Raw genomic sequence first — 25,728 nt, forward strand, 5'->3', positions numbered from 1 at the left:
TCCGACGAATGGACAACCCGGCCAGCGGCTCACCTCGCCCCCAGTTCCGCCGCGCCTAACGGCGCCCGCCCGCCTGTAACAGCCGGTTACGCCCACCCGCGCGGTGCAACTTGAGCCCGGCGCCCGGCTCCGGGATACTGCACGGCGATTTGCGCGCCGCATTGCCTGCCAAGCCCGTTGTACTCCGCGGTCAGCGCCCTCCCCGAAGGCCAAGGGATTTGCCGGCGCCGGGAGCGTGACGGGTTCAAGGAGTCATCCCCGATGATGAAAAGAAGCGACTGGATCTGGACCCTCATCGGTTTGGCCGCAGTCGTGTTTTCCTGCTTCCTGCTCTACAAGGAGATCCGCACCATCTCCCTCGACGAGCTGCAGGACAGCCTCCACGCCATTTCTCTGCACAACTGGCTGCTGGCCGCCGGCGCGACCCTCGGCGCCTATTTCGCCCTGGCCTGGTACGACCGCATCGCCATCGCCCACCTGGGCAAGAAGATTCCCTGGCGCTTCATCACCCTCTGCTCCTTCACCACCTATGCCCTGGCCCACAATATCGGCGCCTCGGTGTTCTCCGGCGCCGTGGTGCGCTTTCGCGCCTACAGCAGCAAGGGCCTGACGCCGTCGGAGATCGGCATCCTGATCTTCTTCTGCTCCTTCACCTTCGCCCTCGGCACCCTGCTGTCCGGCGGCGCCGTGCTGGTCTGCCAGCCGGACCTGATCAAGCGCGTGGCCGATGTCAGCCCCTGGCTGTCGGTGGCCATCGGCCTGCTCATGCTCGGCCTGGTGGCGCTCTACGTGCTCGGCTCCTGGCGCCACTTCAAGCCCTGGAAGTGGGGCAAGCTGCACGTCGAGTACCCGCGCCTGGGCATAGTCGCCCGCCAGCTGCTGGCCGGCCCGCTGGAACTGCTGTGCGCGGCGGCGATCATCTATTTCGCCCTGCCGGCCGAGGGCAACCCCGGCTATCTGGTGGTGCTCGGCGTGTTCCTCGCCTCCTTCTCCCTGGCCCTGCTGTCCCACGCCCCGGGTGGCCTCGGCGTGCTGGAGGTGACCTTCCTCGCCGCCCTGCCCGAACTGGCCACCGCCGACGTGCTGGCGGCGCTGATCGTGTTCCGCGTCTTCTACCTGCTGCTACCCTTCGCCCTGTCGCTGCTGGTGGTGCTCGGCTTCGAGTGGAGCCAGTGGCGACAGAAGCGCCAACGCCTGGGCTGAACGCATGGCGCCGCCCGGCGCCCGAGCATCCGGGCCACTGCACAGGATGGGCAGCATGCACAGCATCGAACGGATCTACCCGAAGGACCTGGACCCGTACAGCGCGGCCGACAGCGAGACGCTGCGCATCCACCTCGAGCGCTACGCCTTCGCCGCCGAGCACCTGAGCGGCGAGCGGGTGCTGGACATGGCCTGCGGCTGCGGCTACGGCACCGCCCTGCTGGCCGAGCGCCACCCGGACAAGCAGGTCACCGGGGTGGACATCGACCCGGAGGCCATCGCCTATGCCCGCCAGCACTATCGCTTGCCCAACCTGCGCTATGTCTGCGCCGACGCCGAATGCTTCGAGGCCGAGGACGACTTCGACAGCATCGTCAGCCTGGAAACCATCGAGCACCTGCCGCATCCGTCGCGCCTGATCGCCAACTACGCGCGCCTGCTGACCGAGCGCGGCCGGGTGATCGCCTCGGTGCCGATCACCCCTACCCTGGATGGCAACCCCCACCACCTGCACGACTTCAGCCGGCGCAGTTTCCTCGCCCTGTTCCGCGGCCAGCGCCTGTGTGCCGTGCAGCAGCTCGAACAGGTGCAGCCCTGGCAGTTCAAGGGGCTGTTCTCGCGGAGCCGCGACCACGCCAAGCGCCACCGCAGCGAAGGCGTCGGCAATGCCGTGCTGAGCTACTACCGCGCACACCCCTGGTACCTGTTCGCGCGCCTGGCGGCGATGCTGCGCTACGGCTTCAGCAACCGCTACCTGACCTGTCTGTTCGCCCGCGAGCAGGCCCGCTAGAGCGCGTCCCAGAGCGCCTCGCCACCTCCATCGAGGGCACTGATGGTTACTATCAGGAGGGTCAACTTTTGTCTTGGCGCGGCGCCGGTAGTATGGCCCCCGTACTCACTGACGCCCCCACGAGGAGCCCAAGATGAAAAAGCACATTCTCGCCAGCCTGATCCTGGCCACCCTGACCACCAGCGCCTTCGCCCTGCCGGGTGACGAACAACCGCCGCTGACCGAACTGCAGCACATCAGCACCCCGGCTACCGTCGCCGAAGGTGGTTCCGACCGTCTCATCGAAGACCGCAACGTGGCCGAGAACGGCAGCGAGCGCACCAAGGCCTTCCGCATCGCCGAAGGTGGCTCCGACCGCCTGATCGAGGGCCGCGACCTGGCCGAGAACGGCAGCGAGCGCACCAAGGCCTTCCGCGTCGCCGAAGGCGGCTCCGACCGCCTGATCAAGGGCCGCAACGTAGCCGAGAACGGCAGCGAGCGCACCAAGGCCTTCCGCATCGCCGAAGGTGGCTCCGACCGCCTGATCGAAGGCCGCGACCTGGCCGAAAATGGCAGCGAGCGCACCAAGGTCTTCCGCATCGCCGAAAGTGGCTCCGACCGCCTGATCGAGGGCCGCGACGTAGCCGAGAACGGCAGCGAACGCACCAAGGCCTTCCGCATTGCCGAGGGCGGTTCCGACCGCCTGATCGAAGGCCGCGACCTGGCCGAGAACGGCAGCGAGCGCGTCGGCCGCCATACCGCCTGAGATCGGCAACACCCACCCAGCCCGGCATCCGCCGGGCTTTTTTATGGCGTCGCCGCGAGCGCCGGCAGGCGATGGATCCAGATGCGCCGCAGCACGCTGGCGAACTGCGCAGAGAGCCGGCCGCTGTTGTAGACCTGGCCGTAGCGCGCGGCGATCTCGCGCACGCGCGGCGCCAGCTCGGCATAGCGCCGAGCCGGCAGGTCGGGGAACAGGTGGTGCTCGATCTGGTGGCTGAGATTGCCGGTGAGGATGTGGAACAGGCGGCCACCCTCCAGATTGCTGGAGCCACGCAGCTGGCGCAGGTACCAGTGGCCACGGCTCTCGCCGGCCACCGATTCCTTGGCGAACACCGCGGCGCGCTCGGTGAAGTGGCCGCAGAAGATCACCAGGAAGGTCCACAGGTTGCGCAGCAGGTTGGCCAGCGCGTTGCCGGCCAGCACCGCCAGGGCGTTGGCACCGAGCAGCAGCGCCAGCAACGGGAACAGCAGGTAGTCCTTGCCCCACTGGCGCAGCAGCTTGGCGCCCAGCTGGCGCAGCAGCGGGTGCACCTCGGCCGCGCCGATGCGGCCCTTGTACCACTGGTCCAGGCGCAGGTGCTGGATGGCCACGGCGTACTGGAACAGCAGCGCCTGCAGCGTCACCCACAGCGGCTGCCAGCGGTAGAAGGGCTTCCAGCGCTGCTCGGGGAACAGCCGCACCAGGCCGTAGCCGACGTCGTCGTCCATGCCGATGACATTGGTCCAGGTGTGATGCAGGTGGTTGTGGGTGTGCCGCCAGAAATCGGCCGGCCCGGCGATATCCCACTCGTAGCGGGTGCCGGCCAGTTCGGGATCGTTCATCCAGTCGTACTGGCCGTGCATCACGTTGTGGCCCAGCTCCATGTTCTCGAGGATCTTGCCCAGGCCCAGCAACAGGCTGCCGAGCAGCCAGGTGGGCGGGAACCAGCCGCACATCAGCAGCGCCCGGCCGCTCCAGCAGCACAGGCGCACGGCGCCGCGCACGCGGCGGATGTAGCGCGCGTCGGCGGCACCGAGATCGGCCAGGGTGTGCCGGCGCAACTCGTCCAGTTCACTGGCGAAGGCCTGCAGTTCGGCGGCATTCAATTCACGATCCACACGCATGACGGTTTCCTCACAGATCGATTTGCACATCGCCCAGCGGCACGCTGACACACAGGCGGATTGCCTGGCCGGGCTCGGCGAACGGCGTGCCGCTGCGCAGGTCGCGCACCGCCCCCGCCAGCAGGGTGCAGGTGCAGCTGGCACAGATGCCCTGGCGGCAACCGTGGGCCGGGCGCAGGCCGGCGGCCTCGGCCAGCTCCAGCAGGCTGCGGTTGCTGTCACCCAGCGCCTCGACGCGGCTGCGCACGAAGCCCAGGCGCACCGCTCGCCCCGGATCGGCGTCGCGCACCGGGGCACTGAAGGCCTCGGCCTGCAGCGCCTCGCCGTAGCGCCCGCGCAGGTCCGCGACGAACCCCGCCGGCCCGCAGGCCAGCAGCGCCAGGCCGTGCATGTCGGCCAGGTGCTGCGGCTGCAGGCGTCCGTTCTGCCCGCTGAGCAGCCAGCGCACCTCAAGGTTGGGGTGGCGTCGCATCAGTTGCTGCAGCTCTTCCACGTAGGCGCGCTGGCCGGCCCGGCGCACGCAGTGCAGCAGCCGGATCGGCGCCGCGTACCCGCGGGCCAGGGCCTCGCGCAGCAGGCCGAGCAGCGCGGTGATGCCACTGCCGGCGGCCAGCAGCCCGACACCGGCGCTGCCCTGTGGCCAGTGCAGCTCGCCCTGGGCCTGGCCCAGCTCCACCAGCGCCCCCACCGGCAGGTGATCGAGGATGCGGTTGGACAGGCGCCCGCCAGGCTGACGACGGACCCCCAGCTCGACCCGCCCGCCGGCGCGGACCCGGGTCAAGCTGTAGCTGCGCCCGTGGCGCACCCCGTCGATCTCCAGGTACAGCTGCACATGCTGGCCGGCATGCCAGCCGCGGGCATTGCCGTTACAGCGCAAGCGCAGGGCGAGCAGGTCGTCGCTGACCCACTCGCGCCCCTCGACCTGGGCGAATACCCGGTTCAGGCGCCAGGCCGGATGCAGCCAGGCGAGCACGACGTCCACCTCCGCTTCGCGCAGCCAGCCCCCTGCCACCAGGGCCCGCAGCGGCCGCAGCAGGAACGTCAGGCGACGAACGAGAAACAGCGGCAACAGGGACATGGCGACACTCTAGTGAACACTTGTACACAGAATGGCAAACCACTCGTCGCTCAGTCAACACTTGTTCACCGAGTCCGGTTCGACGCCGCCGGAGGGCTTTTGCTAGAGTGCGGCGCAATTTCCGCTGCCAACCTAACGCCATGTCGCCACGCGCCGAACAGAAACAGCAGACCCGCCAGGCCCTGATGGATGCCGCGCGCGGCCTGATGGACAGCGGGCGCGGCTTCGGCAGCCTGAGCCTGCGCGAGGTCAGCCGCACCGCCGGTATCGTGCCGACCGGCTTCTACCGGCACTTCCAGGACATGGACGAGCTGGGCCTGGCGCTGGTCGCCGAGGTCGACGCCACCTTCCGCAGCACCCTGCGCGAAGTGCGCCGCAGCCAGTTCGAGATGGGCAGCATCATCGAGGCCAGCGCACGCATCTTCCTCGATGCGGTGAGCGCCAACCGCAACCAGTTCCTCTTCCTCGCCCGCGAGCAGTACGGCGGCTCGCAGCCGGTGCGCCAGGCCATCGGCCGCCTGCGCCAGCAGATCACCGATGACCTGGCCGCCGACCTCAAGCTGATGAACCGCACCCCGCACCTGGACGACGCCGCGCTGGACGTGGTCTCCGACCTGGTGGTGAAGACCGTGTTCGCCACCCTGCCGGAGCTGATCGACCCGCCCAGCGCCAGCCTGCCGGCGCACCTGACCCCGGAAGCCAAGATGATCCAGCAGCTGCGCTTCATCTTCATCGGCGCCAAGCACTGGCACGGTCTGGGCCAGGGCCGCGACTAGACGCACCAGAACAGCCCGCGCACAGCACTCGCGCACCACAACAAGGCACGACCAAGCCCCAACTTCAGGCACGACACCGCCAACCACGGGCCGCGCCGGGCTTGGCAAGGCCCTTGCTCTGCCGACAGGTAACTTCCTGGCCGGACTAGCCCAGCATGCTGGTGATTCACCACCGCCTCGCCCCCCAACCCTACTGGGACGAAGAACTGCACCTCAGCCACGAGGCGCGCAGCAAGAGCCGCCTGCGCTGCTTCAGCGCCGCCGGCGAGGACGTCGGCCTGTTCCTCGAGCGCGGCCAGCCGCCGCTGCGCGACGGCGACTACCTGCGCGCCGAGGATGGCCGCATCGTGCGCGTCTGCGCGCGCCCGGAACCGCTGCTGCACGTCACCTGCGCCAGCCCCTTCGAGCTGATGCGCGCCGCCTACCACCTGGGTAACCGCCACGTCGCCCTGCAACTGGGCGACGGCTGGCTGCGCCTGCTCGACGACCACGTGCTCAGGGCCATGCTCGACCAGCTCGGCGCCAGCACCTGCACGGTCGAGGCGCCCTTCCAGCCCGAACATGGCGCCTACGGCGGCGGCCACCACCATTCGCACCACGGCGACGCCGAGTTCAACTACGGCCCGCGCCTGCACCAGTTCGGCGTGCGCCTGTGAATCCGGCCTGGCAACTGCTGCGCCTGGCCAGCCCGCAGCTGCCGATCGGCGGCTACAGCTACTCCCAGGGTCTGGAAATGGCGGTGGATAGCGGTCTGGTGCGCGACCCGGAGAGCGCCCGGCGCTGGATCGCCGACCAGTTGCTGCTCAATCTGGCGCGCTTCGAGGCGCCGTTGCTGCTGGCCCACTGCCGCGCCGCCGCGGCAGGCGACTGGGCCAGCCTGGCCGACCTCGCCGAGCGCCAGCGCGCCAGCCGCGAGACCCGCGAACTGGCCCTGGAGAGCCGGCAGATGGGCTACTCGCTGAAGCAGCTGCTGGAGGGCCTGCCGGAACTGGATGCGCCGGCCCGTGCCTTCCTCGCCGCGCAGCCGGAGCTCGGCCTGGCGCCGGCCTGGGCCCTGGCCGCGCGCGCCTGGGCCATCGACGCCGAGGATGCCCTGGCCGCCTGGCTGTGGGGCTGGCTGGAGAACCAGCTGGCGGTGCAGATGAAAACCCTGCCGCTGGGCCAGCAGGCCGCCCAGCGCCTGACCTCGGCACTGCTGCCGCTGCTGGAGCAGGCGCAGCGCGAGGCCCGCGACCGGCCCACCGAACACTGGGGCAGCGCCGCCTTCGGCCTGGCCCTGACCAGCATGGCGCACGAGCGCCAGTACAGCCGTCTCTTCCGCTCATGAAAAAAGGAAACACCCCATGAACAGCCAACCCCTGCGCGTCGGCATTGGCGGCCCGGTCGGTTCCGGCAAGACCGCCCTGACCCTGGCCCTGTGCCGTGCCCTGCGCGAGCGCTACAACATCGCCGTGGTGACCAACGATATCTACACCCAGGAAGACGCCCAGTTCCTGGTGCGCAACGAGGCCCTGGCGCCCGAACGGATCATCGGCGTGGAAACCGGCGGCTGCCCGCACACGGCGATCCGCGAGGACGCCTCGATCAACCTGGAGGCGGTCGAGCAGCTCAACCGGCGCTTCCCCGGCCTCGACCTGATCCTCGTCGAGTCCGGCGGCGACAACCTCTCGGCCACCTTCAGCCCCGAGCTGTCGGACCTGACCCTGTACGTGATCGACGTGTCGGCCGGCGACAAGCTGCCGCGCAAGGGCGGCCCGGGCATCTGCAAGTCCGACCTGCTGGTGATCAACAAGATCGACCTGGCGCCCATGGTCGGTGCCTCGCTGGAGGTGATGGAGCGCGACACCCTGAAGATGCGCGGCGACAAGCCCTTCGTCTTCAGCAACCAGAAGATCGGCCAGGGCCTGGAGCAGATCATCGCCTTCATCGAACGCCAGGGCATGCTCGGCGCCGCCTGAGCCCCACCACCCGAGTCAAGGAGACCTCCATGAAGTTGCGCCAAAGCCTCTACGCCCTCGCCCTGTTCTGTACCCCGGGCCTGGCCTTCGCCCACGCCGGCCACGACCACGCCGGCTTGCTGGCCGGCCTGGCCCACCCGCTGCTGGGCCTCGATCACCTGCTGGCGATGCTCGCCGTCGGCCTGTGGGCAGCGCAGCAGTCCGGCGCGGCGCGCTGGGCGCTGCCGCTGACCTTCGTCGCCAGCATGCTGCTCGGCGGCCTGCTCGGCTTCGCCGGGCTGACACTGCCGCTGCTGGAGACCGGCATCGCCAGCTCGGTGCTGGCACTCGGCCTGCTGGTGGCGGTAGCCGCGCGCCTGCCGCTGGCCGCAGCGCTGAGCCTGACCGCGCTGTTCGCCCTTGGCCACGGCCTGGCCCACGGCCTGGAGCTGCCGGCACTGGCCAGCCCCTGGGGCTACGCCGCCGGTTTCCTCGCCGCCACCGCCGCCCTGCACGCGGCCGGCTACGCCCTGGTGCGCAGCCTGCCGCGCGCCGCCGCGCCGCTGGTGCGCCTGGCCGGCGCCTCGGCGGCGGGCACCGGCGCCTGGCTGCTGGCCGGCTGAAGCCGGGGACCGCGCAGCCGGGCGGCAGCCGACTAGACTGCACAGAACCCTGCTGCTGCGGTCCCCTCCATGCGCCCTCGCCTGCCCGCCGTGCTGTTCGGCCTGTCACTGCTCTGTGCATGGCCGGCCGCCCACGCCCAGGATCGCCCGACCGTAACCTGGGGCATGAGCCCCTGGCCGGGCCTGGTCGATGCCCGCGACGGTCAGCCGCAGGGCGGCATCATCGTCGAGCTGCTGCAGCAGATCACCACGCGCCTGCCCGCCTACGAGCATCGCTACAGCCTGATCAACCTCAGCCGCGGCCTGGAGCACCTGCAGCGCGGCGAGCTGAACTGCCTGCTGCCGACCTTCCGTACCGCCGAGCGCGATCGCCTCGGCCACTATGTCGGCCTGTTCGTCGGCATGCCGCACCAGCTGGTGGTGCGTCGCAGCGACCGCGCCGCCTTCCTCGCCGGTCGCGACGAGGTGTCGCTGCGCCAGCTGCTCGGCGACACGGCCTGGCGCGGCGGCCTGCTCAAGGACCGCAGCTACGGCCCGATGCTCGACCCGCTGCTGCGCGCCCCGGCGGCGCAGGCGCGGCTGCTGCAGATCCAGAGCAGCGACGCCGGGCACAACCTGCTGCGCATGCTCGAACACGGGCGCATCGACTACCTGCTGGAGTACGCCGAGGTGCTGCAGCACGTGCAGGGTCGCGGCGAGGCGCAGCAACTCGTCCTGCTGCCGCTGCACGAGGCTGGCCAGCCGGCCCTCAGCGGCATCTACTGCACGCGCAGCGCCGCCGGTGCCGAGCTGGTCCGCGCGGTAGATCGGGTGGCGCGCCAGGCGGACGTCCTGCAGGCCTTCCGCGACGCCCAGCGCAGCTACCTGCCACCTGCCACCCGCGCCCACTACCGGGCCTGGCTGGAGCGCTTCTTCGCCGAGCGTGCCACCCAGGACCTGACCTCGCTGGGCGAATCGCTATGACGGCCATCGAAACTATCAACCGGCCCGGTCGCACCGGCCGGTCTAGGCTGTACAGCACCACCCGCGAGGATCACCCCATGCCCATACACGACTTCCTCCGCTGCCTGCTGGCCGCCTATGCCGCCGGCGCCAGCGGCAGCTGCCCGCAAGAACTCGCCTGACCGATCGGACAGGGTTACCCTGTGCGCCCTGCAGCCAAGGGAGCACCGTGCATGAGCCTGAAGTCCGTCTGCGTATTCTGTGGCGCCAGCCCCGGCGCCCGCCCGATCTATCGAGAAGCGGCCGAGCAGCTCGGCCGCAGTCTGGCCGAGCAGGGCCTGACCCTGGTCTATGGCGGTGGCGCGGTCGGCCTCATGGGCCTGGTGGCCGATGCCGCCCTGGCTGCCGGCGGCGAGGTGATCGGCATCATCCCGCAGAGCCTGGAGCGCGCCGAGATCGGCCACCGCGGCCTGACCCGCCTGGAGGTGGTCGACGGCATGCACGCGCGCAAGGCGCGCATGGCCGAGCTGGCCGACGCCTTCATCGCCCTGCCCGGCGGCCTGGGCACCCTGGAGGAACTGTTCGAGGTGTGGACCTGGGGCCAGCTCGGCTATCACGCCAAGCCGCTCGGCCTGCTCGAAGTGGACGGCTTCTATGCGCGCCTGACCGCCTTCCTCGACCATCTGGTGGCCGAGCGCTTCGTCCGCGAGCAACACCGCGCCATCCTGCAGATCAGCGAATCGCCGGCCGAGCTGCTGCAGCGGCTCGACGCCTGGCAGCCCACGGCCGCGCCCAAGTGGGTCGACCGCGAGCCGCAGTGACCGGCGGCTTCAGCCGGCCTGCTGGACGATCACCGTCTGCGCCGGCATCGGCGCCGGGAAGCCGGCCTCGCCGAGGGCGTCCTTGATCACCTTGTTGGTGTCGAAATACACATGCCAGTAATGGTCGGTGTGGCAGTAGGGGCGCACCGCCAATACCGGGCCGACCAGGTTGAACTCGAGGATCTCCACCTCCACCGCCGGGCTCGCCAGCACGTTGTCGATGGCCGCGATGCGCTGCCTGAGCAGTGCAGCGGCGGCCTTCCAGTCGGTCGCGCCGGCCAGCTGGGCCTTCAGATCGACGCGGCGGAAGGCGTTGTGCGAGAAGTTCTGGATGTTGTCGGCGAAGATCTTGTTGTTGCCCACCAGGGTCAGCACGTTGTCCGGCGTGTTGATCGCGGTGACGAACAGGCCGATCTCGGTGACCGTACCGGTGACCCCGCCGGCGCAGATGAAGTCGCCGACCTTGAACGGCCGCAGGACGATGATGAAGCCGCCCGCCGCCAGGTTGGCCAGCAGCCCCGACCAGGCCATGCCGATGGCCAGGCCGACCGCGGCGATCAAGGCGGCGAAGGTGGTGGTCTGCACCCCGAAGTAGCCGAGGATGCCGATCACCAGCAGGATGTTGAGGGTGACGGTGATGAAGTTGCCGAGGTAGCGCAGCACGGTCGGGTCGACCTTCTGCTGGCCCAGGCCTCTCTGCACCAGGCCGACGGCGAAGCCGATCAGCCAGCGCCCGACTACCCAGAAGGCGATGGCGGCGAGGATTTTCACGGCGAAGGCGGCACCGTAGTCGGTCACCAGCTGCAGCAGCTGGTTGGCCTTGGCGGTGCCGACGGTGATCAGGGTGTTCTCTTCCATGACGGCGGACCTGCACGAAGTGGGGGATGACCCGAAAAACCCTAGCACGCAGCGCCTAACCTGCCCGTTCTTGCCCTGGATCAAGCACCCGGCAAGGCGATTTGCCATCGTATACACTCCATGAGCGCCTTCGCTAACGGCCTGGTCCATGACGTTCCCACGCCTGCTCCCACTGTTTTCCGCCGCCCTGCTCAGCGTCCTGGCCCCCGTTGCCGGTGGCGCGGAACGGGTACTGCGCGTGCTCGCCTGGCCCGGCTACGCCGACGCCGACCTGGTGGAGCAGTTCGAGCAGCGCCACGACGTGCGGGTGGAAGTCACCCTGGTCGGCAGCGACGACGTGCTGCGGCGCCGCCTGACCCGCAACAAGGGTGCCGACTTCGACCTGATCGCCGCCAACACTGCGGAGATCGAGCACTATGTCGCCGAACAGCTGCTGCAGCCGCTACAGCCGACTCAGATCATCAATACCACGCGCCAGCTCTGGCGCTTCCGCGACTACCCGAAGATTCCCGGCATCACCCGGGACGGCAAGGTCTACGCCATCCCCTACACCTACTCGGAAATGGGCCTGATCTACGACCGCCGCCAGTTCGCCACCCCGCCCAACTCCATCACCAGTCTGTGGGACCCGCGCCTGCAGGGCCGGGTGCTGTCCTTCAACGGCAGCAGCCACAACTTCTCCCTGGCCAGCCAGGCGCGCGGCCGCGACCCCTTCCGCATCGCCGCCGAGGACTTCCCGCAGATCGGTGAACAGCTGATCGCCCTGCGCCGCAACGTGCTGACCTTCTATTCGCTGCCCGAGGAAGCCGCCAGCCTGTTCCGCGAACACCAGGTGGCGCTGCTGTTCGCCAACTACGGGCGCCAGCAGCTCAAGCAACTGCGCGATGCCGGCGCCGACGTGGGCTACGTGATTCCCCGCGAGGGGGCGCTGGCCTGGCTCGACTGCTGGGCCATCAGCCGCGGTGCCCGCGACCTGCAGCTGGCCGAGGCGTGGATCGACTTCACCCTGGAGCCGCCGATGAGCCAGGCCCTGGTGGAGCGCCAGGGCCTGTCCAACACCCTGGAGGAGCCGGCCGGTGCCGATGTGCCGGGCCGGCTGGTCTGGCTGCGCCCGGTGGAGGACGCCGAACGCCGCGCGCGCCTGTGGGAGCGCATCCTTTCCGGCGAGCGCCCGCCGCTGGCGGAGGCGCCATGAGATTCGGCATCGCCTTCAAGCTGGCCTGCCTGCTCGGCCTGTTCGGCGTCCTGGCCTGCGGCCTGACCGGCTACTACTCCTACTCCAGCAGCCGCAGCCTGGTGCTCAAGGCCGCCGAGCGCGACCTGCTGACCGCCACCCAGGTGCTCGGCCGCAACCTGCTCGGCAGCATCGACGGCGCCGCCCGCGACGCCCGCCTGCTGGCCGCGGTGACCAGCGAGCGCGACCTGCCGCAGGCCGCCGGCGAGCCGGCGCGCAGCGACATCGAACGCGACCTGGCCGAAGTGTTCCGCGCGCTGATGCTGGTCCATCCCGAGTACCTGCAGGTGCGCCTGATCAGCGCCGCCGGGCACGGCCTGGAACAGGTCAGGGTGGATCGCGACGGCGAGCGCCTGGTCCAGGTGCAGAGCGCGGACCTGCAGGAGAAGGGGCACTACGCCTACGTCTTCGACACCCTGAAGATGAAGCCGGGCAGCGTGCGCCTGTCATCCATCGTCATCAACCACGAGCTGGGCGCACATTCCGGTCTGGGCAAGCCGACCCTGCACGTGTCCACCCCGGTGGCCGGCAGCGACGGCCAGGTGTTCGGCCTGATCGTGGTGAACATCGACCTGGAGCGCCTGTTCGGCCAGCTCAGGAGCGACCTGCCCGAGCACTACCAGGTGTACCTGAGCAACCGCTGGGGCGACCTGCTGATCCACCCGGATCCGAACCGCACCTTCGGCTTCGACCAAGGCCGCCGGCTGTTCATCCAGGAAGAGTTCGCCGAGGTCGCCAGCCTGCTCGACATCAGCAAACCGGCCAGCCTGGTCAGCCGTGGCGGCCTGCAACGCGAGGAGCTGATCGCCGCCTTCGTGCGCCTGGGCATCAGCAACGGCAGCCCCGAGCGTTTCGTCGTCCTCGGCCTGGCCCAGCCGGAGCGCCAGGTGCTGGCCGAGATCTCGCGCCTCGGCCAGCGCATCGCCCAGGTGGTGCTGCTGGCCAGCCTGCTGGCCCTGCTGGTCGCGGCCATCGCCTCGCGGGCCATGACCCGCTCGCTGAAGAGCATCAACCTGGCCGTGCAGCAATTCGCCAGCGAGCGCAAGAGCAGCCCCCTGCCGCTGGAGCGCCAGGACGAACTGGGCCAGCTGGCGCGCAGCTTCGCGCAGATGCAGGAGGACATCCTCGACCAGCTGGAGGCGCTTAACCAGAGCCGCAGTGCCCTGGAGCACCTGGCCCGGCACGATCCGCTGACCGGCCTGCCGAACCGGCGCATGTTCTTCGAGCGCCTGGAGCATGCCCTGGCCAGCGCACGGCGCAATGCCCACCCGCTGGCGGTGCTGTTCGTCGACCTGGACCATTTCAAGGAACTCAACGACAGCCTCGGCCACAGCATCGGCGACCGCGTGCTGCAGGCGGTGGCCAACCTGCTGCGCTCGGCCACCCGCGAGAGCGACACGGTGGCGCGCCTGGGCGGCGACGAGTTTGTCGTGCTGATCGAGCAGCTGGACGACCCGCATCAGGTGATCGCGGTGCTGCACAAGCTGCACGAGCGCTTCCAGCTGCCCATGCTGCTCGACGGCCACGAGGTACAGGTCCAGGCCAGCATGGGCGTCAGCCTGTTCCCGCGCGACGGCGACGACATCGAGTCGCTGCTGCAGCAGGCCGACCGCGCCATGTATGCGGCCAAGAACGCCGGGCGCAACACCTACAACTTCGAGGCCAGCGAACCGCGCTGAGCCGACTCAGCGATTGCCTGATCGCGCCCCGGTTGCAGCGCCGTCTATGCTTGGCCTATCGCCCCCAACCCCAGGTGAACCCGGTGCTCCCACTGCTGGTCTGCGACGACTCCGCGATGGCGCGCAAGCAGCTGATCCGCGCCCTGCCCCCCGACTGGCCGGTGAGCATCACCCAGGCCAGCCACGGCGAGGAGGCCATGGCCGCGATCCGCCAGGGTCTGGGCGAAGTGGTGCTGCTGGACCTGACCATGCCGGTGATGGATGGCTATCAGGTGCTCGCGCGGGTGCGCGAAGAGGGCCTGGACTGCCGCATCCTGGTGGTCTCCGGCGACGTCCAGGACGAGGCCCAGCGCCGGGTCGCCGAGCTCGGCGCCCTGGGCTTCCTGCGCAAGCCGGCGCCGGCCGAGGAGCTGCGCGCCACCCTGCTGCGCCTGGGCCTGTTCCAGCCGGCGGCGAGCGCGGCGGCGCCACCGGCACGCCAGGAGCCGGCCTTCCGGGTCGGCTTCCGCGACGCCCTGCGCGAGGTCAGCAACGTCGCCATGGGCCGCGCCGCCGCCCTGCTGGCGGAGGAACTCGGGGTCTTCGTGCAGCTGCCGATCCCGGCGGTGGAGCTGTTCGAAGCCAGCGAGCTGCACATGGCCCTGCAGGACGCCAACCGTGGCGAGCGCCTCAGCGCGGTGTGCCAGGGCTTCGTCGGCGAGGCCATCGCCGGCGAGGCGCTGCTGCTGTTCCACGACTCGGAGGTGGCCGATATCGCCCACCTGCTCGGCCTGCGCCCGGGTGGCGACGCGGCCACCTCGGAGATGCTCCTGGACCTGGCCAGCATCCTCATCGGCGCCTGCCTGGCCGGCATCGCCGAGCAGCTCGACATCCGCTTCTCCCAGGGCCACCCGCAACTGCTCGGCCAGCACGCACGCAGCATCGACGAGCTGATCCAGTTCAACCGGGCGCGCTGGCGCCAGACCCTGGCGGTGGAGATCAGCTACGGCCTGGAGGAGCACGCGGTGCACTTCGACCTGCTGCTGCTGTTCACCGAGGCCTCGGTACCGCGCCTGACCGCCAAGATCCAGTACCTGATGGAGTAGAACATGGCCGGCCAAGCCCAGATCGACCTGCGCGAACTGCACTGGCTGCTCGACATCGTGCAGTGCCTGGATGTCGGCGTGCTGGTGATGGACCGCAACTTCCGCATCGAGGTGTGGAACAGCTTCATGGAGAACCACTCGGGCCTGGGCGCCGACCAGGTGCAGGGACAGAGCCTGTTCCAGCTGTTCCCGGACATCGACCGCGTCTGGCTGGAGCGCAAGGTCGGCAGCGTGCTGCGCCTGGGCACCCGCGCCTTCAGCCTGTGGCAGCAGCGCCCCTACCTGCTGCGTTTCGAAACCTACCGGCCGATCACCGGGCAGTCCGACTTCATGTACCAGAACCTCACCATCCTGCCGCTGGCCGCCACCGCCGGCCAGGTCGAGCACGTCTGCCTGGTGATCTACGACGCCACCGAGGCCGCCGAGGCGCAGCTGCGCCAGGCGCCCTAGGCCGGCTACTTCTTCTTCGGCCTTGGCTTCTCGCCGAACTTGGGCACCGCGCGCACGGCCTTGACCTTGGGCTTGGCCGGCTCCTCCTCGAACCAGTTGCCGAGGTGGATCTTGCCCTTGCCGGCACCGGGTACCAGCTTGACCTTGGGTTTCTTCGGCTTCTTCAGCACCGCGCCACCGGGCGCGGTCTGCGGCACCCGGTGGTCCGGCTCGAAGCCCGGCTCGTCCTGGCGGCGGATGACCTGGCCGATCAGCGTCTCGATGGCCGCCAGCAGCTCCACCTCGTCGGCGCACACCAGCGACACCGCCTCGCCGCTGGCGCCTGCGCGGCCGGTGCGGCCGATGCGGTGCACGTAGTCCTCGGCGACGATCGGCAGGTCGAGGTTGACCACCCGCGGCAGCTCGCTGATGTCCAGGCCGCGCGCGGCCACGTCGGTGGCCGCCAGCACACGCACCTCCCCGGCCTTGAACCGCTGCAGGGCGCGCAGGCGCGCCGGCTGCGGCTTGTCACCGTGGATCGAGTCGGCGGCGATGCCCTCGGCCAGCAGCAGCTGCTCCAGCTCGTCGACGCCCTTGCGGGTCTTGGCGAACACCAGCAGCTGGTCCCAGCCGCGCTCGCGGTACAGGTGCAGCAGCAGCTCGCTCTTGCGCTTCTTGTCCACCGTCACCAGCCACTGCTTGACCCCCTTGGCCGTGGTGTTGCGCGGGCTGACCTCGATGGACAGCGGGTCGCGCAGCAGCTCCTTGGCCATCAGGCGGATGGCGTCGGAGAAGGTGGCGGAGAACAGCAGGGTCTGGCGCTTGCGCGGCAGCGCACTGAACAGTTCGTCCAGCTCCCTGGCGAAGCCCAGGTCGAGCATGCGGTCGGCCTCGTCCAGCACCAGCGCCTGCAGCTGGTCGAAACGCACCGCGTTCTGCCGGTACAGGTCGAGCAGGCGCCCGGGGGTGGCCACCAGCAGGTCGATGCCCTTGCGCAGCTTCATCATCTGCGGGTTGATGCTGACCCCGCCGTACACCGAGTAGGTGCGCAGCGGCAGGTTCTGCGCGTACTGCTGCACCGCCTGCTGCACCTGCTCGGCCAGCTCGCGGGTGGGCACCAGCACCAGCGCGCGCAGCGAGTTGGCCGCCACCTGACCACCTTCCATGGTCAGCTTCTGCAGCAGCGGCAGGGCGAAACCGGCGGTCTTGCCGGTGCCGGTCTGCGCCGCGGCGAGCACGTCGCGGCCCTTGAGCACGGCGGGGATGGCCTGCTTCTGCACCGGCGTGGGCTCGCGGTAGTCGAGCGCCTCGAGGGTACGCAGGATGGGGTCGATCAGGCCGAGGGTGGCGAAGGTCATGATGCGGCAACCGGATGAAGACGAGGCGCACAGTTTACCTGCCCCGGGCTTATGATGCGTCCATGCAGCTGATCGATACCCACACCCACCTGGACTTCCCCGACTTCGATGCCGACCGCAGCGAGCTGCTGGAGCGCAGCCGCGCCGCCGGCATGGAGCGCCTGGTGGTGCTCGGCGTGTACCAGGGCAACTGGCAACGGCTGTGGGACCTGGCCCTGGCGGAGGACGGCATCCATGCCGCCTTCGGCCTGCACCCGGTCTATTTGGACCAGCACCGCACCGAGGACCTGGACGCGCTGCGCGACTGGCTGCAGCGCCTGGCCGGCCACCCGAAGCTGTGCGCGGTGGGCGAGTTCGGCCTGGACTACTTCATCGAGAGCCTCGACCGCCAGCGCCAGCAGGCGCTGTTCGAGGCCCAGCTGGCGTTGGCCGTCGAGTTCGGCTTGCCCGCCCTGCTGCATGTGCGCCGCGCCCATGCGGCCACCATCGCCACCCTCAAGCGTTTCCGGCTGCCGCGCGGCGGCATCGTCCACGCCTTCGCCGGCAGCTACGAGGAGGCCCGCGAATACCTGCGCCTCGGCTTCAGGCTGGGCCTGGGCGGGGCGCCGACCTGGCCGCAGGCGCTGCGCCTGCGCAAGGTGGTGGCGCAGCTGCCGCTGGAGGCCATAGTGCTGGAGACCGACGCCCCGGACATGGCACCGGCCATGTATGCGGGCCTGCGCAACAGCCCGGAGCACCTGCCGGCCATCTGCACGGCACTGGCCGAACTGCGCGGCGAGACGCCCGAGGCACTGGCCGCGGCCAGCAGCCGCAACGCCGCCGAACTGTTCGGCTGGAGCACTTAAACGACAAGGCCCGCCGGATGGCGGGCCTTGTGCACTGCGCAGGACGGATCAGACGCGGAAGGCGCTGATCAGCTCCTTGAGCCGCGCCACCTGATCGGACAGCTCGCGGCTGGCCTGTTCGGTCTGTACCGCGCCTTCGGCGGTACGCTCGCCGGCCTGGTTGATCTCGACGATGTTCATGTCGATGTCGTGGGCCACGGCGGTCTGCTGCTCGGCGGCGGCGGCGATCTGCTGGTTCTGGTCGACGATCATGCCGACCGCGCCGAGGATGTTTTCCAGCGCCTGCTGCACCTGCGCCGACTGGCTGACGGTGCTCTCGACCATCTGGTGGCTGCCGTTCATGGCGGTCACGGTGGCGCCCACACCGCCCTGCAGGCGACCGATCATCTGCTCGATCTCCTCGGTGGACTGGTGAGTACGCTTGGCCAGGTTGCGCACCTCGTCGGCCACCACGGCGAAGCCACGCCCCTGTTCGCCGGCGCGCGCCGCCTCGATGGCGGCGTTGAGGGCGAGCAGGTTGGTCTGCCCGGCGATGCCCTTGATCACGTCCAGCACCTGGCTGATCGAGGCGCTGTCGGCGGCCAGCTGGTTGATCACGTTCACCGACTGCTCGATCTCGCTGGCCAGGCGCTGGATGCTGCCGACCTGCGCCTCGACCATGGCACGGCCGCTGACCGTCTCGTCGTTGACGCTCTGTGCGCTGCCCACCGCGGCGGCGGCGCTGCGCGCCACTTCCTGGGCGGTGGCGGACATCTGGTTCATCGCCGTGGCCACCTGCTCGATCTGCCCGCGCTGGGCGCTGACCGCCTGGCTGCTCTCGCCGGACACCAGCTCGACGCGATCGGCCTGGCGCTCGACCTCGGTGACGGTCTGGCCGACCAGCTCGATCAGGTCGCGAATCTTCGCCACGGTGCCGTTGAACACCTCGCCCAGCTCGCCCAGCTCGTCGCGGCTGCGCACGTTGACGCGCACGGTCATGTCGCCGGCGGCGACCTGGCCGAGGGTCTGGCCGAAGCCCTTGAGGGTGGCGCGGGTCGAGACGTAGAAGCCGCCGTAGAGATAGCCGATGGCGAGGAAGATGCCGACCAGGGCGACCACCAGCAGGATCATCTGCACGCGCTTCTGCTCCAGGCGCACGCTCAGTTCCTCGCCGAGAAAGCCGAGCACCGCCTCGTTGAGGGCATAGGTCTTGTCGATGGCCGCCGTGGTCTGGTCATAGAAGCCCTGCCAGGGCGCATCCAGGGTGTCGGCCATGAGCAGCTGCTCTTCCAGCACCACGCTGCTCTCGTTCAGGGTGTTGCGGCTGGCCTCGGCCAGCTGGCCCAGGCTACGCTGTGCCTGAGCATTGCCCTGCAGCGCGCTCTGCAGCTTGAAACCGTATTCCGCGTGCAGCTTTTCCAGCTCCAGCAGGAGTTCGTCGAGCTTGGTGCTGTCGGAGGAACCGAGGATGCCCTGGCCCAGGGAATAGGAGCCCAGCGCCCGGCCCTGGCTTAGGGCCTTGGTCACCGGCAGGCTGGCGCTGGTCAGCAGTTCGGTCATCTGACGCACGGTCAGCTCGCTGTCCTGGCTCAAGCCGGACTGGCTGGCGACAAACTTGATGAACACCTCGGCATTGTCCAGCGCCTTGGTCACCAGGCCGGCCTTGCTGCGCAGCGAACTCTCGGCCGCCACCGCATCGAGGGCGGTCTTGATGGCGTCGCGCTGGGCGTTGAATTCCTCGACCTTCTGCGCGTCGCTGCTGCTCGGCGCCAGGCCGCCGAGAATCGCGGCGACACTGGTTTCCAGCTCGCCTATCATCCCGGCCAGCTTCTCCGACTCGCCGGACTGCCCGAGTACGGCATTGATCTCGTAGAGGTCATTGAGCCGTTCCAGCTGCTGGCGCATGGTCAGGCTCTGCTTGAGCAGCTCCAGGCTCTGCAGCTCGGTACGGGTGTCGACGAAGGCATCATAGGACTCGCGCACCAGGAAATAGTTGGTGACGAGCATGGGCAGGAAGAACAGTACGCTGATGAGGCTGAACTTCATGCCGAAGCTCAGGCGGTTCATCAGGGCGATGGCAGGGTACAACACGCTATTCACTAGAACGTCTCCTGTTGCCATTATTGTTTTATGCCAGCCGGGAGCGGGCTGATCTATTGAACGGCAAGGTAGCGGTATCACTGGGATTCTAGCGGGAGTGGCCACTGGCCAGACGCACTCCCCCGACGGCTTGTATACCGGATATCGGCCCTGGCCTCTGTAACTTAAGGTTAAGAATGCGCACATCCCTCCGCTTCGGCATTGATCTGGGTGGCACCAAGACTGAAATCATCGCACTGGATGGTTCCGACGAACGGTTACGTCGGCGCCTGCCGACCCCGCAGGGCGATTACCCCGCCACCGTGCAGACCATAGTCCGCCTGGTGCAGGAAGCCGAGCAGCAGTTGGGCGCGCGCGGCAGCGTCGGCATCGGCATCCCCGGCACCCGCTCGCCGGACCACGGGCGAATCAAGAACGCCAACTCCACCTGCCTGATCGGCCAGGACCTGCAGGGCGATCTGCAGCACCTGTTGCAGCGCCCGGTGCGCCTGGCCAACGATGCCGACTGCTTCGCCCTGTCCGAGGCCAGCGATGGTGCCGGCGCCGGCGCCGCCAGCGTATTCGGGGTGATACTCGGCACCGGCGTCGGCGGCGGCATCGTCATCCACGGCAGACTGCTGGCGGGGCCGAATGCCATCGCCGGCGAGTGGGGGCACAACGCCCTGCCCTGGCGCACTCCCGCCGACGGGCCGGCGCGGCGCTGCTACTGCGGCCTGGACGACTGCATCGAGACTTTCCTCAGCGGCCCCGGCTGGGCCGCCCGCAGCGCCCTGGGCCTGAACGCCGCGGACCTGGCCAGACTGGCGCAAGACGGCGAGCCGGCCGCCGCACAGGCGCTGGACACCTACTGCGAGCAGCTGGCCAGGGCGCTGGCCTCGGTAATCAACGTCATCGACCCGCAGGTGATAGTGCTCGGCGGCGGCCTGTCGAACATCCCCGCACTCTACCAGCGGGTGCCACCGCTGCTGGTCCGCCACGTGTTCTCGGACCAGGTGAACACCCGCCTGGTACAGGCCCGCCACGGCGACTCCAGCGGCGTGCGCGGAGCCGCCTGGCTGTGGCCCTGAGGCGGGTAGGCTATAGCAGCAGAATCCACACGGCGAAGGCGGCATACCAGAGTACCGCGGCACGGATCAGCAGCTGCCACAGCTCGTCCAGGCTGTCGACGCCGGCCTCGCCCGCCTGCGGCTCGGGCAGCTCGCCGGCGGCGCGCCCGGCACTGGCCACCAGCTGCGCGGCGGCGACGTCCCAGGCCAGCAGGTCGTGCAGGACGGCGCGGCTGACGGCGGCGAAGTTGCCGACCAGGGCGAAGCTGGCCGCCAGCACCCGCACCGGCAGCCAGTCCAGGGCATGGCGCAGCTGCGCCGCGCGCTCGGCCACCGCCGGCTGGGCGGAGTGCTCGGCGGCCAGGGCCAGCAGGCGATAGGCCAGCGCCGGTAACGGCCCGAGCAGGGCGTACCAGAAAATCACCGCGAAGAAGCCCTGATAGGCCTGCCACAGCTCGTAATCCTGCACCCGCTGCAACAGCTCGGCCTCGCCATCCGCCGCCACGCCCAGGTCACGCTCGGCCACGTGCAGCGCGGCCTGGTCGTCGCCACGCCGCCAGGCATCGCGGAACGGCCCGAGCGCCGCCAGCACATCGCCGCGCCCCAGGCTGTAGACCAGCACCAGCAAGTGTACGGGCAACGCCAGCCAGCCATAGGCCAGCGGCTCCAGGGCCAGCAGCAGCAGGCCGAGCAGCAGCACCGGCAGCAGCACCACGAGCAGCAGGGCGCGCCAGGGCACACCGCCCTCCACGCTGGCCAGCCAGCGCAGCCAGGGTCCGTCCTGCTGAATGCGTGCGCGCCCGGCGGAGAACTTCTCCACCCAGAGCACCAACAGAAGCACGAGGAAATTCATCTACCGCTCTCCTTGCAGGGCCGCGCGCAGGCGTGCCCAGTCGAAACAGGGGCCCGGATCGGTCTTGCGTCCGGGGGCGATGTCGCTGTGACCACAGATGCGTTCGACGCTCAGCTGAGGATAGGCGTCCAGCAGCTGGCGGGTCAGCCCGATCAGGGCCTGGTACTGGGCGTTGCTGAACGGCAGCTCGTCGGTGCCCTCCAGCTCGATGCCCACGGAGAAATCATTGCAGTTCTCGCGACCGGCGAAACTCGACACGCCGGCATGCCAGGCGCGCGCGTTGCAGGACACGAACTGGGTGACGGCGCCGTCACGCTCGATGAGGAAATGCGCGGAGACCGTCAGCTGGGCGATGCCGGCGAAGTAGGGATGCTCGTCGACCGGCAGGCGGTTCTGGAAGAACTGCTGCACCTTGCCCGTGCCGAACTGTCCCGGCGGCAGGCTGATGTTGTGGATGACCAGCAGGGAAACCTCTCCCTGCGGGCGCGCATTGAAATTCGGCGAGGGGCAGTGACGGATGCCGTCACACCAGCCGCTGGCAGGGTCCAGCTGCATAGAGGCTCCTTGATGACTGGCGCCACTCTAGCAGAACTGCACCCGCGGGAATGCCTGCGGCGCCCCCCCGGGAAATCAGGCGCCCTTGAGCCGGCGCAGGTTGCCGATCACAGACTCCAGCGCCCGGTCGAACAACAGGGCATCGTCGAGCAGGCGCACGGCACCGCGGCGGAACTCCACTGCCAGGCCCATGCGGGTCTTCTCCATGACCTTCATGCCGGTGCGGTTGACGAAGATGAACTTGCCGGTGGGCTTGATGATGGCCGCCAGTTTGCAGCGCAGCTTGTGCTCTTCGTCTTCCTGTATTTCCACCCAGCTGCCGACGCGCAGGCTGTCGACCTGCTGCAGCGCCTCGTCGTCGTCCGGCAGGCTGAGCTCAGGCTCCTGCGGCCGACTCTCGCCCGGCGCCAGCAGGATGATCTCTTCGACCACCTCGACCATCGCCGGCGCTTCGACTTCCGGCTCGGCCGGCGGCAGCTCCAGCAGCGGGGCCTCGCCGAGCCCCGGCAGGAGGTCAGCGGCAGGGGCCGACAGCGGTTCGCCGGCAGCGGCCGGCTCTTCCGGCATGACCCGCTTGAAACGCTGGAAGGCCTGCACATGCACGGCTTCCAGCTGGCTGAAGAACTCGCTGGTGACGAACGGGTCGATGGCCGCGCCCGCCAGGCCGTCACGCAGGGCCTTGAGCAGGCTGGGTACCAGCTCCAGCAGATGCAGGCGATCCTCGGCCGACTCGTGGGGCTCGACGCTCCACACCAGATCGTCCATCACCGCCAGTGCTGCACGCCACTCCTCGGACTCGGCACCATGCTTGAGGCAGGTCAGCTGCAGCACCTTGCTCCAGCCCTCCTGCAGCAGGCGCACCACCACTTCCGGCAGGGTCTTGCCGAGCAGGCGGGCATTGAGCGCCTGCTCGACCTGCTGGCGTGCCAGCTCGGCCTTGGCCCGGCCCTCCTCGGCATCGCGGGTGCGCTGCTCGAGCAGCTCGCTGCGCCGCTTCTCGTCGCCAGTGAAGGCAATGAACTCGGCGAGCACGTCGGAGAAGATCGCCGGATCATCGGTGAAGTCATTGAGCAGGCGCTGCACCACCTGCTCGATGCGCTGGTAAAGGGCATCACGCTGTGCATCGCCCTGGGCGTTCCAACCCAGGGCAGCGGAGGCGATCTCGTTGAGCAGGCGCCGCGCCGGGTGGCTGCCACGACTGAAGAAGGTCTTGTCCAGTACCGCGACCTTGAGCATGGGAATCTGCAGACGGCCGATCAGGGCCTTGAGCGAATCCGGCAGGCTGCGGTCGTCGAGGATGAACTCGAACAGCATGGCCACCAGATTGATCACATCCTCGTCGACTTCACCCACCACCCGGGCCTTGCCGCTCTTGGCACTGGCGCGGACCAGCAGATTCTCCAGCTGGTTGCGCAGATCGAAGTCGTCCCCCGCACCCTGCTCGCCAGCCGGCAGGCGCTGCTGCAGGTGCGACAGCAGGCGCATCAGGTCGCCGCTGGAGATGGGCACGGCATCGGCAGGCACCTCGCGACGCGGCAGCAGTGGACTGCCACGCACCTGCGACAGCAGCTCCTGCAATGCCCCGAATACTTCCTGTGCGCCTTCGTCGGCGTACCCCTGCGCGCTCCCGGATTGCCCGTCGCCCGTCTCGCGAGCGCTCCTCGCGACCTGCGGCGAGTGCCCAGGCTGGCGGCGCAACGGCGGCGTGGATTTAAGTTCCGGCAACACACCGGCCTCGACCAGCTGCTGGTTAGCCGTGGCATACAGCTGGTCGAGTTCAGCCAGCACGTATTTCTCGAACAACTTGAGGATGATCAGCTTGACGCGGATCTCAACGCCCAGCACCTCGCAGGCCCCCAGAAACTGCTCGCACAGTACCCGCGGCCCCAGCGGATTGGTCTTGTCCTCCAGCTTCTGGCTGATCATCGCGTTGAGGCGGGTGGTCAGGTGTCCCAGCGCCACCCCGGCGCGGGTCATGACCCGCGACACCATGGCCTCCACGGCCACCGACTCTTCCAGCACGTCGTCCTGGACCAGCGACAGGCTCTCGAAGGACACGCCGGGCTGCAGGGCCGGCGGTTTGCCTATCTCATACTGATTGAGGGTGTTGAAGCCCTCGAAGACCTTCTGCAGGAAGCCGCGCTCGATGCTCTTGCGCTTCAGGCGCAGGTCGCGCATGGCCTCGAAGAAGGCATTCTGCTCGGCATTGCTGGACGCACGATCGGCCATCTCGAACAGCGTGTCATCCGCATTGTCGAACAGCCCCTGCAATGCCTGCTTGAGCTGCTGGGCAGCCTTGTCGCGCACTTGGATGAGGGCCACGGGAAGCCTTCCTGCCGGAGAAGTTGGCGAGTGATCGGGGGCGACCTTGCTCAGGCGCACCACATTCGCGTCGGTCTTCATTGAGTGTCTCCCGCCGGCCGCCTGATCAGGGCGGCCCGCATGCGATTCGGCTGAAGGCCATTCTAACGTCAAGCAGACGGCGTCAAAATAACCACATGCCGCCAGTATAGGGGGATGCGAAGCATGACCAAATCCTCCCTGATACAGACATGATCCAGATCACATAGCTGCAGGTCCAACTTACAGACGGTCGCAGAAAACAGACGCACGTATGGGTCTAGCAGAAAGGCCGGACATTCTCCTGCCCCGCTGCACCAGCCGTCGGCTGCCCCTATAATCGCGCCACCTGACTGCGGAGGCCACCATGCCTAACCTGACCCTCGCCGACCTCGGCGCCGAAATAGATGCCAATGTGCGCTGCGCGCTGCGTGAGGACATCGGCAGTGGCGACATCACGGCGCAACTGATTCCCGCCGAGCGCCTGGCCCGTGCCACGGTGATTACCCGCGAGCCGGCGGTGGTCTGCGGCACCGCCTGGGTCGACGCCGTGTTCCGCCAACTCGACCCGCGCGTTGCCGTGCACTGGCAGGTGGCCGATAGCGAGCGGGCCGACGCCAACCAGGCACTCTTCCACTTGGAAGGACCAGCCCGTGCCCTGCTCAGCGGCGAGCGCAGCGCCCTGAACTTCCTGCAGACTTTGTCTGCCGTCGCCACGCGCTGCCGCCACTTCGCCGACCTGGTCGCGGGCACCCGGGTCAAGCTGCTGGACACCCGCAAGACCCTGCCCGGCCTGCGCCTGGCGCAGAAATACGCCGTCACCCAGGGCGGCTGCCACAACCACCGCATCGGCCTGTACGACGCCTTCCTGATCAAGGAAAACCATATCGCCGCCTGCGGCGGTATCGCCCAGGCCGTCACCGCCGCCCATCGCATCGCCCCCGGCAAGCTGGTGGAAGTGGAAGTGGAAAACCTGGACGAATTGCGCGAGGCCCTGGAGGCCGGTGCCGACATCGTCATGCTCGACGAACTGAGCCTCGACGACATGCGCACCGCCGTCACCCTCACCGCCGGCCGCGCCAAGCTGGAAGCCTCCGGCGGCATCAACGAAAGCACCCTTCGCAGCATCGCCGAGACCGGCGTGGACTACATCTCCATCGGCAGCCTGACCAAGGACGTCAAAGCCATCGACCTGTCGATGCGACTGAGTCTGTAAATGAAAAGGCCCACCTAAGTTGGGCCTTTCTGAATGGTGCCGGAGACAGGAGTCGAACCTGCGACCTTCGCATTACGAATGCGCTGCTCTACCAGCTGAGCTACACCGGCGCGGA

The 25,728-nt window shown here is 68.8% G+C and carries 25 protein-coding genes, 1 tRNA gene and 1 pseudogene; 17 read left to right on the forward strand and 10 right to left on the reverse strand.

Going from position 1 to position 25,728, the window contains the following annotated elements; translation table 11 throughout:
* Positions 1 to 261 precede the first annotated feature (261 nt).
* The 3 genes from AAG092_RS07310 (at position 262) to AAG092_RS07320 (ending at position 2,738) form a co-directional block, all read left to right on the forward strand.
* Positions 262 to 1,203 carry a lysylphosphatidylglycerol synthase domain-containing protein gene (locus AAG092_RS07310; RefSeq protein WP_110680853.1) on the forward strand — a complete coding sequence of 314 codons (942 nt, stop codon included), beginning with the start codon at positions 262 to 264 and terminating at the stop codon, positions 1,201 to 1,203.
* Between the two features lie 55 nt (positions 1,204 to 1,258).
* On the forward strand, positions 1,259 to 1,993 hold the full coding sequence (locus AAG092_RS07315; RefSeq protein ID WP_373389152.1) for a class I SAM-dependent methyltransferase: 735 nt from the start codon (positions 1,259 to 1,261) through the stop codon (positions 1,991 to 1,993).
* Between the two features lie 133 nt (positions 1,994 to 2,126).
* Positions 2,127 to 2,738 (forward strand): hypothetical protein, encoded by a 612-nt coding sequence (locus AAG092_RS07320; RefSeq protein WP_373389153.1) that lies wholly within the window; start codon positions 2,127 to 2,129, stop codon positions 2,736 to 2,738.
* A gap of 41 nt (positions 2,739 to 2,779) precedes the next feature.
* Here the strand turns inward: AAG092_RS07320 and AAG092_RS07325 are convergent, their stop codons facing one another.
* Both AAG092_RS07325 and AAG092_RS07330 read right to left on the reverse strand, forming a co-directional pair.
* Positions 2,780 to 3,859 (reverse strand): fatty acid desaturase, encoded by a 1,080-nt coding sequence (locus AAG092_RS07325; protein WP_373389154.1) that lies wholly within the window; start codon positions 3,857 to 3,859, stop codon positions 2,780 to 2,782.
* A 10-nt stretch (positions 3,860 to 3,869) separates the two neighbouring features.
* Positions 3,870 to 4,937 carry a flavin reductase family protein gene (locus AAG092_RS07330; RefSeq protein WP_373389155.1) on the reverse strand — a complete coding sequence of 356 codons (1,068 nt, stop codon included), beginning with the start codon at positions 4,935 to 4,937 and terminating at the stop codon, positions 3,870 to 3,872.
* Between the two features lie 140 nt (positions 4,938 to 5,077).
* Between AAG092_RS07330 and fabR the strand changes: the two genes are divergently transcribed.
* From fabR to AAG092_RS07365, 7 genes are all read left to right on the forward strand, one after another.
* Positions 5,078 to 5,713, forward strand: coding sequence for an HTH-type transcriptional repressor FabR (fabR, locus tag AAG092_RS07335; RefSeq protein ID WP_373389156.1), 636 nt, complete (start codon positions 5,078 to 5,080; stop codon positions 5,711 to 5,713).
* 155 nt (positions 5,714 to 5,868) lie between these two features.
* Positions 5,869 to 6,369 carry an urease accessory protein UreE gene (gene ureE / locus AAG092_RS07340; RefSeq protein WP_373389157.1) on the forward strand — a complete coding sequence of 167 codons (501 nt, stop codon included), beginning with the start codon at positions 5,869 to 5,871 and terminating at the stop codon, positions 6,367 to 6,369.
* Positions 6,366 to 7,040 carry an urease accessory protein UreF gene (locus AAG092_RS07345; RefSeq protein WP_373389158.1) on the forward strand — a complete coding sequence of 225 codons (675 nt, stop codon included), beginning with the start codon at positions 6,366 to 6,368 and terminating at the stop codon, positions 7,038 to 7,040. The genes ureE and AAG092_RS07345 overlap by 4 nt, the downstream gene beginning before the upstream one ends.
* Before the next feature lie 16 nt (positions 7,041 to 7,056).
* Positions 7,057 to 7,671 (forward strand): urease accessory protein UreG, encoded by a 615-nt coding sequence (ureG, locus tag AAG092_RS07350; protein WP_110680845.1) that lies wholly within the window; start codon positions 7,057 to 7,059, stop codon positions 7,669 to 7,671.
* 29 nt (positions 7,672 to 7,700) lie between these two features.
* Positions 7,701 to 8,273 (forward strand): HupE/UreJ family protein, encoded by a 573-nt coding sequence (locus AAG092_RS07355; protein ID WP_373389159.1) that lies wholly within the window; start codon positions 7,701 to 7,703, stop codon positions 8,271 to 8,273.
* A 69-nt stretch (positions 8,274 to 8,342) separates the two neighbouring features.
* Positions 8,343 to 9,236, forward strand: coding sequence for a hypothetical protein (locus AAG092_RS07360; protein WP_373389160.1), 894 nt, complete (start codon positions 8,343 to 8,345; stop codon positions 9,234 to 9,236).
* 212 nt (positions 9,237 to 9,448) lie between these two features.
* Positions 9,449 to 10,036: a TIGR00730 family Rossman fold protein gene (locus AAG092_RS07365; RefSeq protein ID WP_373389161.1), complete on the forward strand. Its 588-nt coding sequence runs from the start codon at positions 9,449 to 9,451 to the stop codon at positions 10,034 to 10,036.
* Between the two features lie 9 nt (positions 10,037 to 10,045).
* On the opposite strand, the gene AAG092_RS07370 is transcribed toward AAG092_RS07365, so the two are convergent.
* The gene (locus AAG092_RS07370) at positions 10,046 to 10,894 is read right to left on the reverse strand and encodes a mechanosensitive ion channel family protein (protein WP_373389162.1); all 849 of its coding nucleotides are present in this window, start codon (positions 10,892 to 10,894) and stop codon (positions 10,046 to 10,048) included.
* Between the two features lie 148 nt (positions 10,895 to 11,042).
* Here AAG092_RS07370 and AAG092_RS07375 point away from each other — a divergent pair, with 148 nt between their 5' ends.
* From AAG092_RS07375 to AAG092_RS07390, 4 genes are all read left to right on the forward strand, one after another.
* On the forward strand, positions 11,043 to 12,089 hold the full coding sequence (locus AAG092_RS07375; protein WP_373389163.1) for a PotD/PotF family extracellular solute-binding protein: 1,047 nt from the start codon (positions 11,043 to 11,045) through the stop codon (positions 12,087 to 12,089).
* The gene (locus AAG092_RS07380; protein ID WP_373389164.1) at positions 12,086 to 13,807 is read left to right on the forward strand and encodes a diguanylate cyclase domain-containing protein; all 1,722 of its coding nucleotides are present in this window, start codon (positions 12,086 to 12,088) and stop codon (positions 13,805 to 13,807) included. The genes AAG092_RS07375 and AAG092_RS07380 overlap by 4 nt, the downstream gene beginning before the upstream one ends.
* 83 nt (positions 13,808 to 13,890) lie before the next feature.
* The gene (locus tag AAG092_RS07385) at positions 13,891 to 14,892 is read left to right on the forward strand and encodes a response regulator (protein WP_373389166.1); all 1,002 of its coding nucleotides are present in this window, start codon (positions 13,891 to 13,893) and stop codon (positions 14,890 to 14,892) included.
* A gap of 3 nt (positions 14,893 to 14,895) precedes the next feature.
* Complete coding sequence (locus tag AAG092_RS07390; RefSeq protein ID WP_373389167.1) at positions 14,896 to 15,342, forward strand: PAS domain-containing protein; 447 nt, start codon at positions 14,896 to 14,898, stop codon at positions 15,340 to 15,342.
* Positions 15,343 to 15,347: 5 nt separating this feature from the next.
* On the opposite strand, the gene AAG092_RS07395 is transcribed toward AAG092_RS07390, so the two are convergent.
* Complete coding sequence (locus AAG092_RS07395; RefSeq protein ID WP_373389168.1) at positions 15,348 to 16,679, reverse strand: DEAD/DEAH box helicase; 1,332 nt, start codon at positions 16,677 to 16,679, stop codon at positions 15,348 to 15,350.
* A 62-nt stretch (positions 16,680 to 16,741) separates the two neighbouring features.
* Here AAG092_RS07395 and AAG092_RS07400 point away from each other — a divergent pair, with 62 nt between their 5' ends.
* Positions 16,742 to 17,524: a TatD family hydrolase gene (locus AAG092_RS07400; RefSeq protein ID WP_373389169.1), complete on the forward strand. Its 783-nt coding sequence runs from the start codon at positions 16,742 to 16,744 to the stop codon at positions 17,522 to 17,524.
* A gap of 48 nt (positions 17,525 to 17,572) precedes the next feature.
* Here the strand turns inward: AAG092_RS07400 and AAG092_RS07405 are convergent, their stop codons facing one another.
* Both AAG092_RS07405 and AAG092_RS07410 read right to left on the reverse strand, forming a co-directional pair.
* On the reverse strand, positions 17,573 to 18,286 hold the full coding sequence (locus tag AAG092_RS07405) for a methyl-accepting chemotaxis protein (protein ID WP_373389567.1): 714 nt from the start codon (positions 18,284 to 18,286) through the stop codon (positions 17,573 to 17,575).
* Between the two features lie 141 nt (positions 18,287 to 18,427).
* Positions 18,428 to 19,789, reverse strand: a pseudogene (locus tag AAG092_RS07410) (HAMP domain-containing protein); the annotation flags it as partial.
* Here AAG092_RS07410 and AAG092_RS07415 point away from each other — a divergent pair.
* Positions 19,780 to 20,670, forward strand: coding sequence for an ROK family protein (locus AAG092_RS07415; protein ID WP_373389170.1), 891 nt, complete (start codon positions 19,780 to 19,782; stop codon positions 20,668 to 20,670). The pseudogene AAG092_RS07410 and the gene AAG092_RS07415 sit on opposite strands and share 10 nt — an antisense overlap.
* Before the next feature lie 10 nt (positions 20,671 to 20,680).
* On the opposite strand, the gene ampE is transcribed toward AAG092_RS07415, so the two are convergent.
* The 3 genes from ampE to AAG092_RS07430 form a co-directional block, all read right to left on the reverse strand.
* Complete coding sequence (ampE, locus tag AAG092_RS07420) at positions 20,681 to 21,502, reverse strand: regulatory signaling modulator protein AmpE (protein WP_373389171.1); 822 nt, start codon at positions 21,500 to 21,502, stop codon at positions 20,681 to 20,683.
* Positions 21,503 to 22,057, reverse strand: coding sequence for a 1,6-anhydro-N-acetylmuramyl-L-alanine amidase AmpD (gene ampD / locus AAG092_RS07425; RefSeq protein ID WP_373389172.1), 555 nt, complete (start codon positions 22,055 to 22,057; stop codon positions 21,503 to 21,505).
* A 75-nt stretch (positions 22,058 to 22,132) separates the two neighbouring features.
* Positions 22,133 to 24,460 carry a DUF1631 domain-containing protein gene (locus AAG092_RS07430; protein WP_373389174.1) on the reverse strand — a complete coding sequence of 776 codons (2,328 nt, stop codon included), beginning with the start codon at positions 24,458 to 24,460 and terminating at the stop codon, positions 22,133 to 22,135.
* 304 nt (positions 24,461 to 24,764) lie between these two features.
* Between AAG092_RS07430 and nadC the strand changes: the two genes are divergently transcribed.
* Positions 24,765 to 25,613: a carboxylating nicotinate-nucleotide diphosphorylase gene (nadC, locus tag AAG092_RS07435; RefSeq protein ID WP_373389175.1), complete on the forward strand. Its 849-nt coding sequence runs from the start codon at positions 24,765 to 24,767 to the stop codon at positions 25,611 to 25,613.
* 34 nt (positions 25,614 to 25,647) lie between these two features.
* On the opposite strand, the gene AAG092_RS07440 is transcribed toward nadC, so the two are convergent.
* Positions 25,648 to 25,723 (reverse strand) — tRNA-Thr (locus tag AAG092_RS07440).
* Between the last annotated feature and the right edge of the window lie 5 nt (positions 25,724 to 25,728).

Source organism: Pseudomonas alcaligenes, assembly GCF_041729615.1.
GTDB classification, from domain to species: domain Bacteria; phylum Pseudomonadota; class Gammaproteobacteria; order Pseudomonadales; family Pseudomonadaceae; genus Aquipseudomonas; species Aquipseudomonas alcaligenes_B.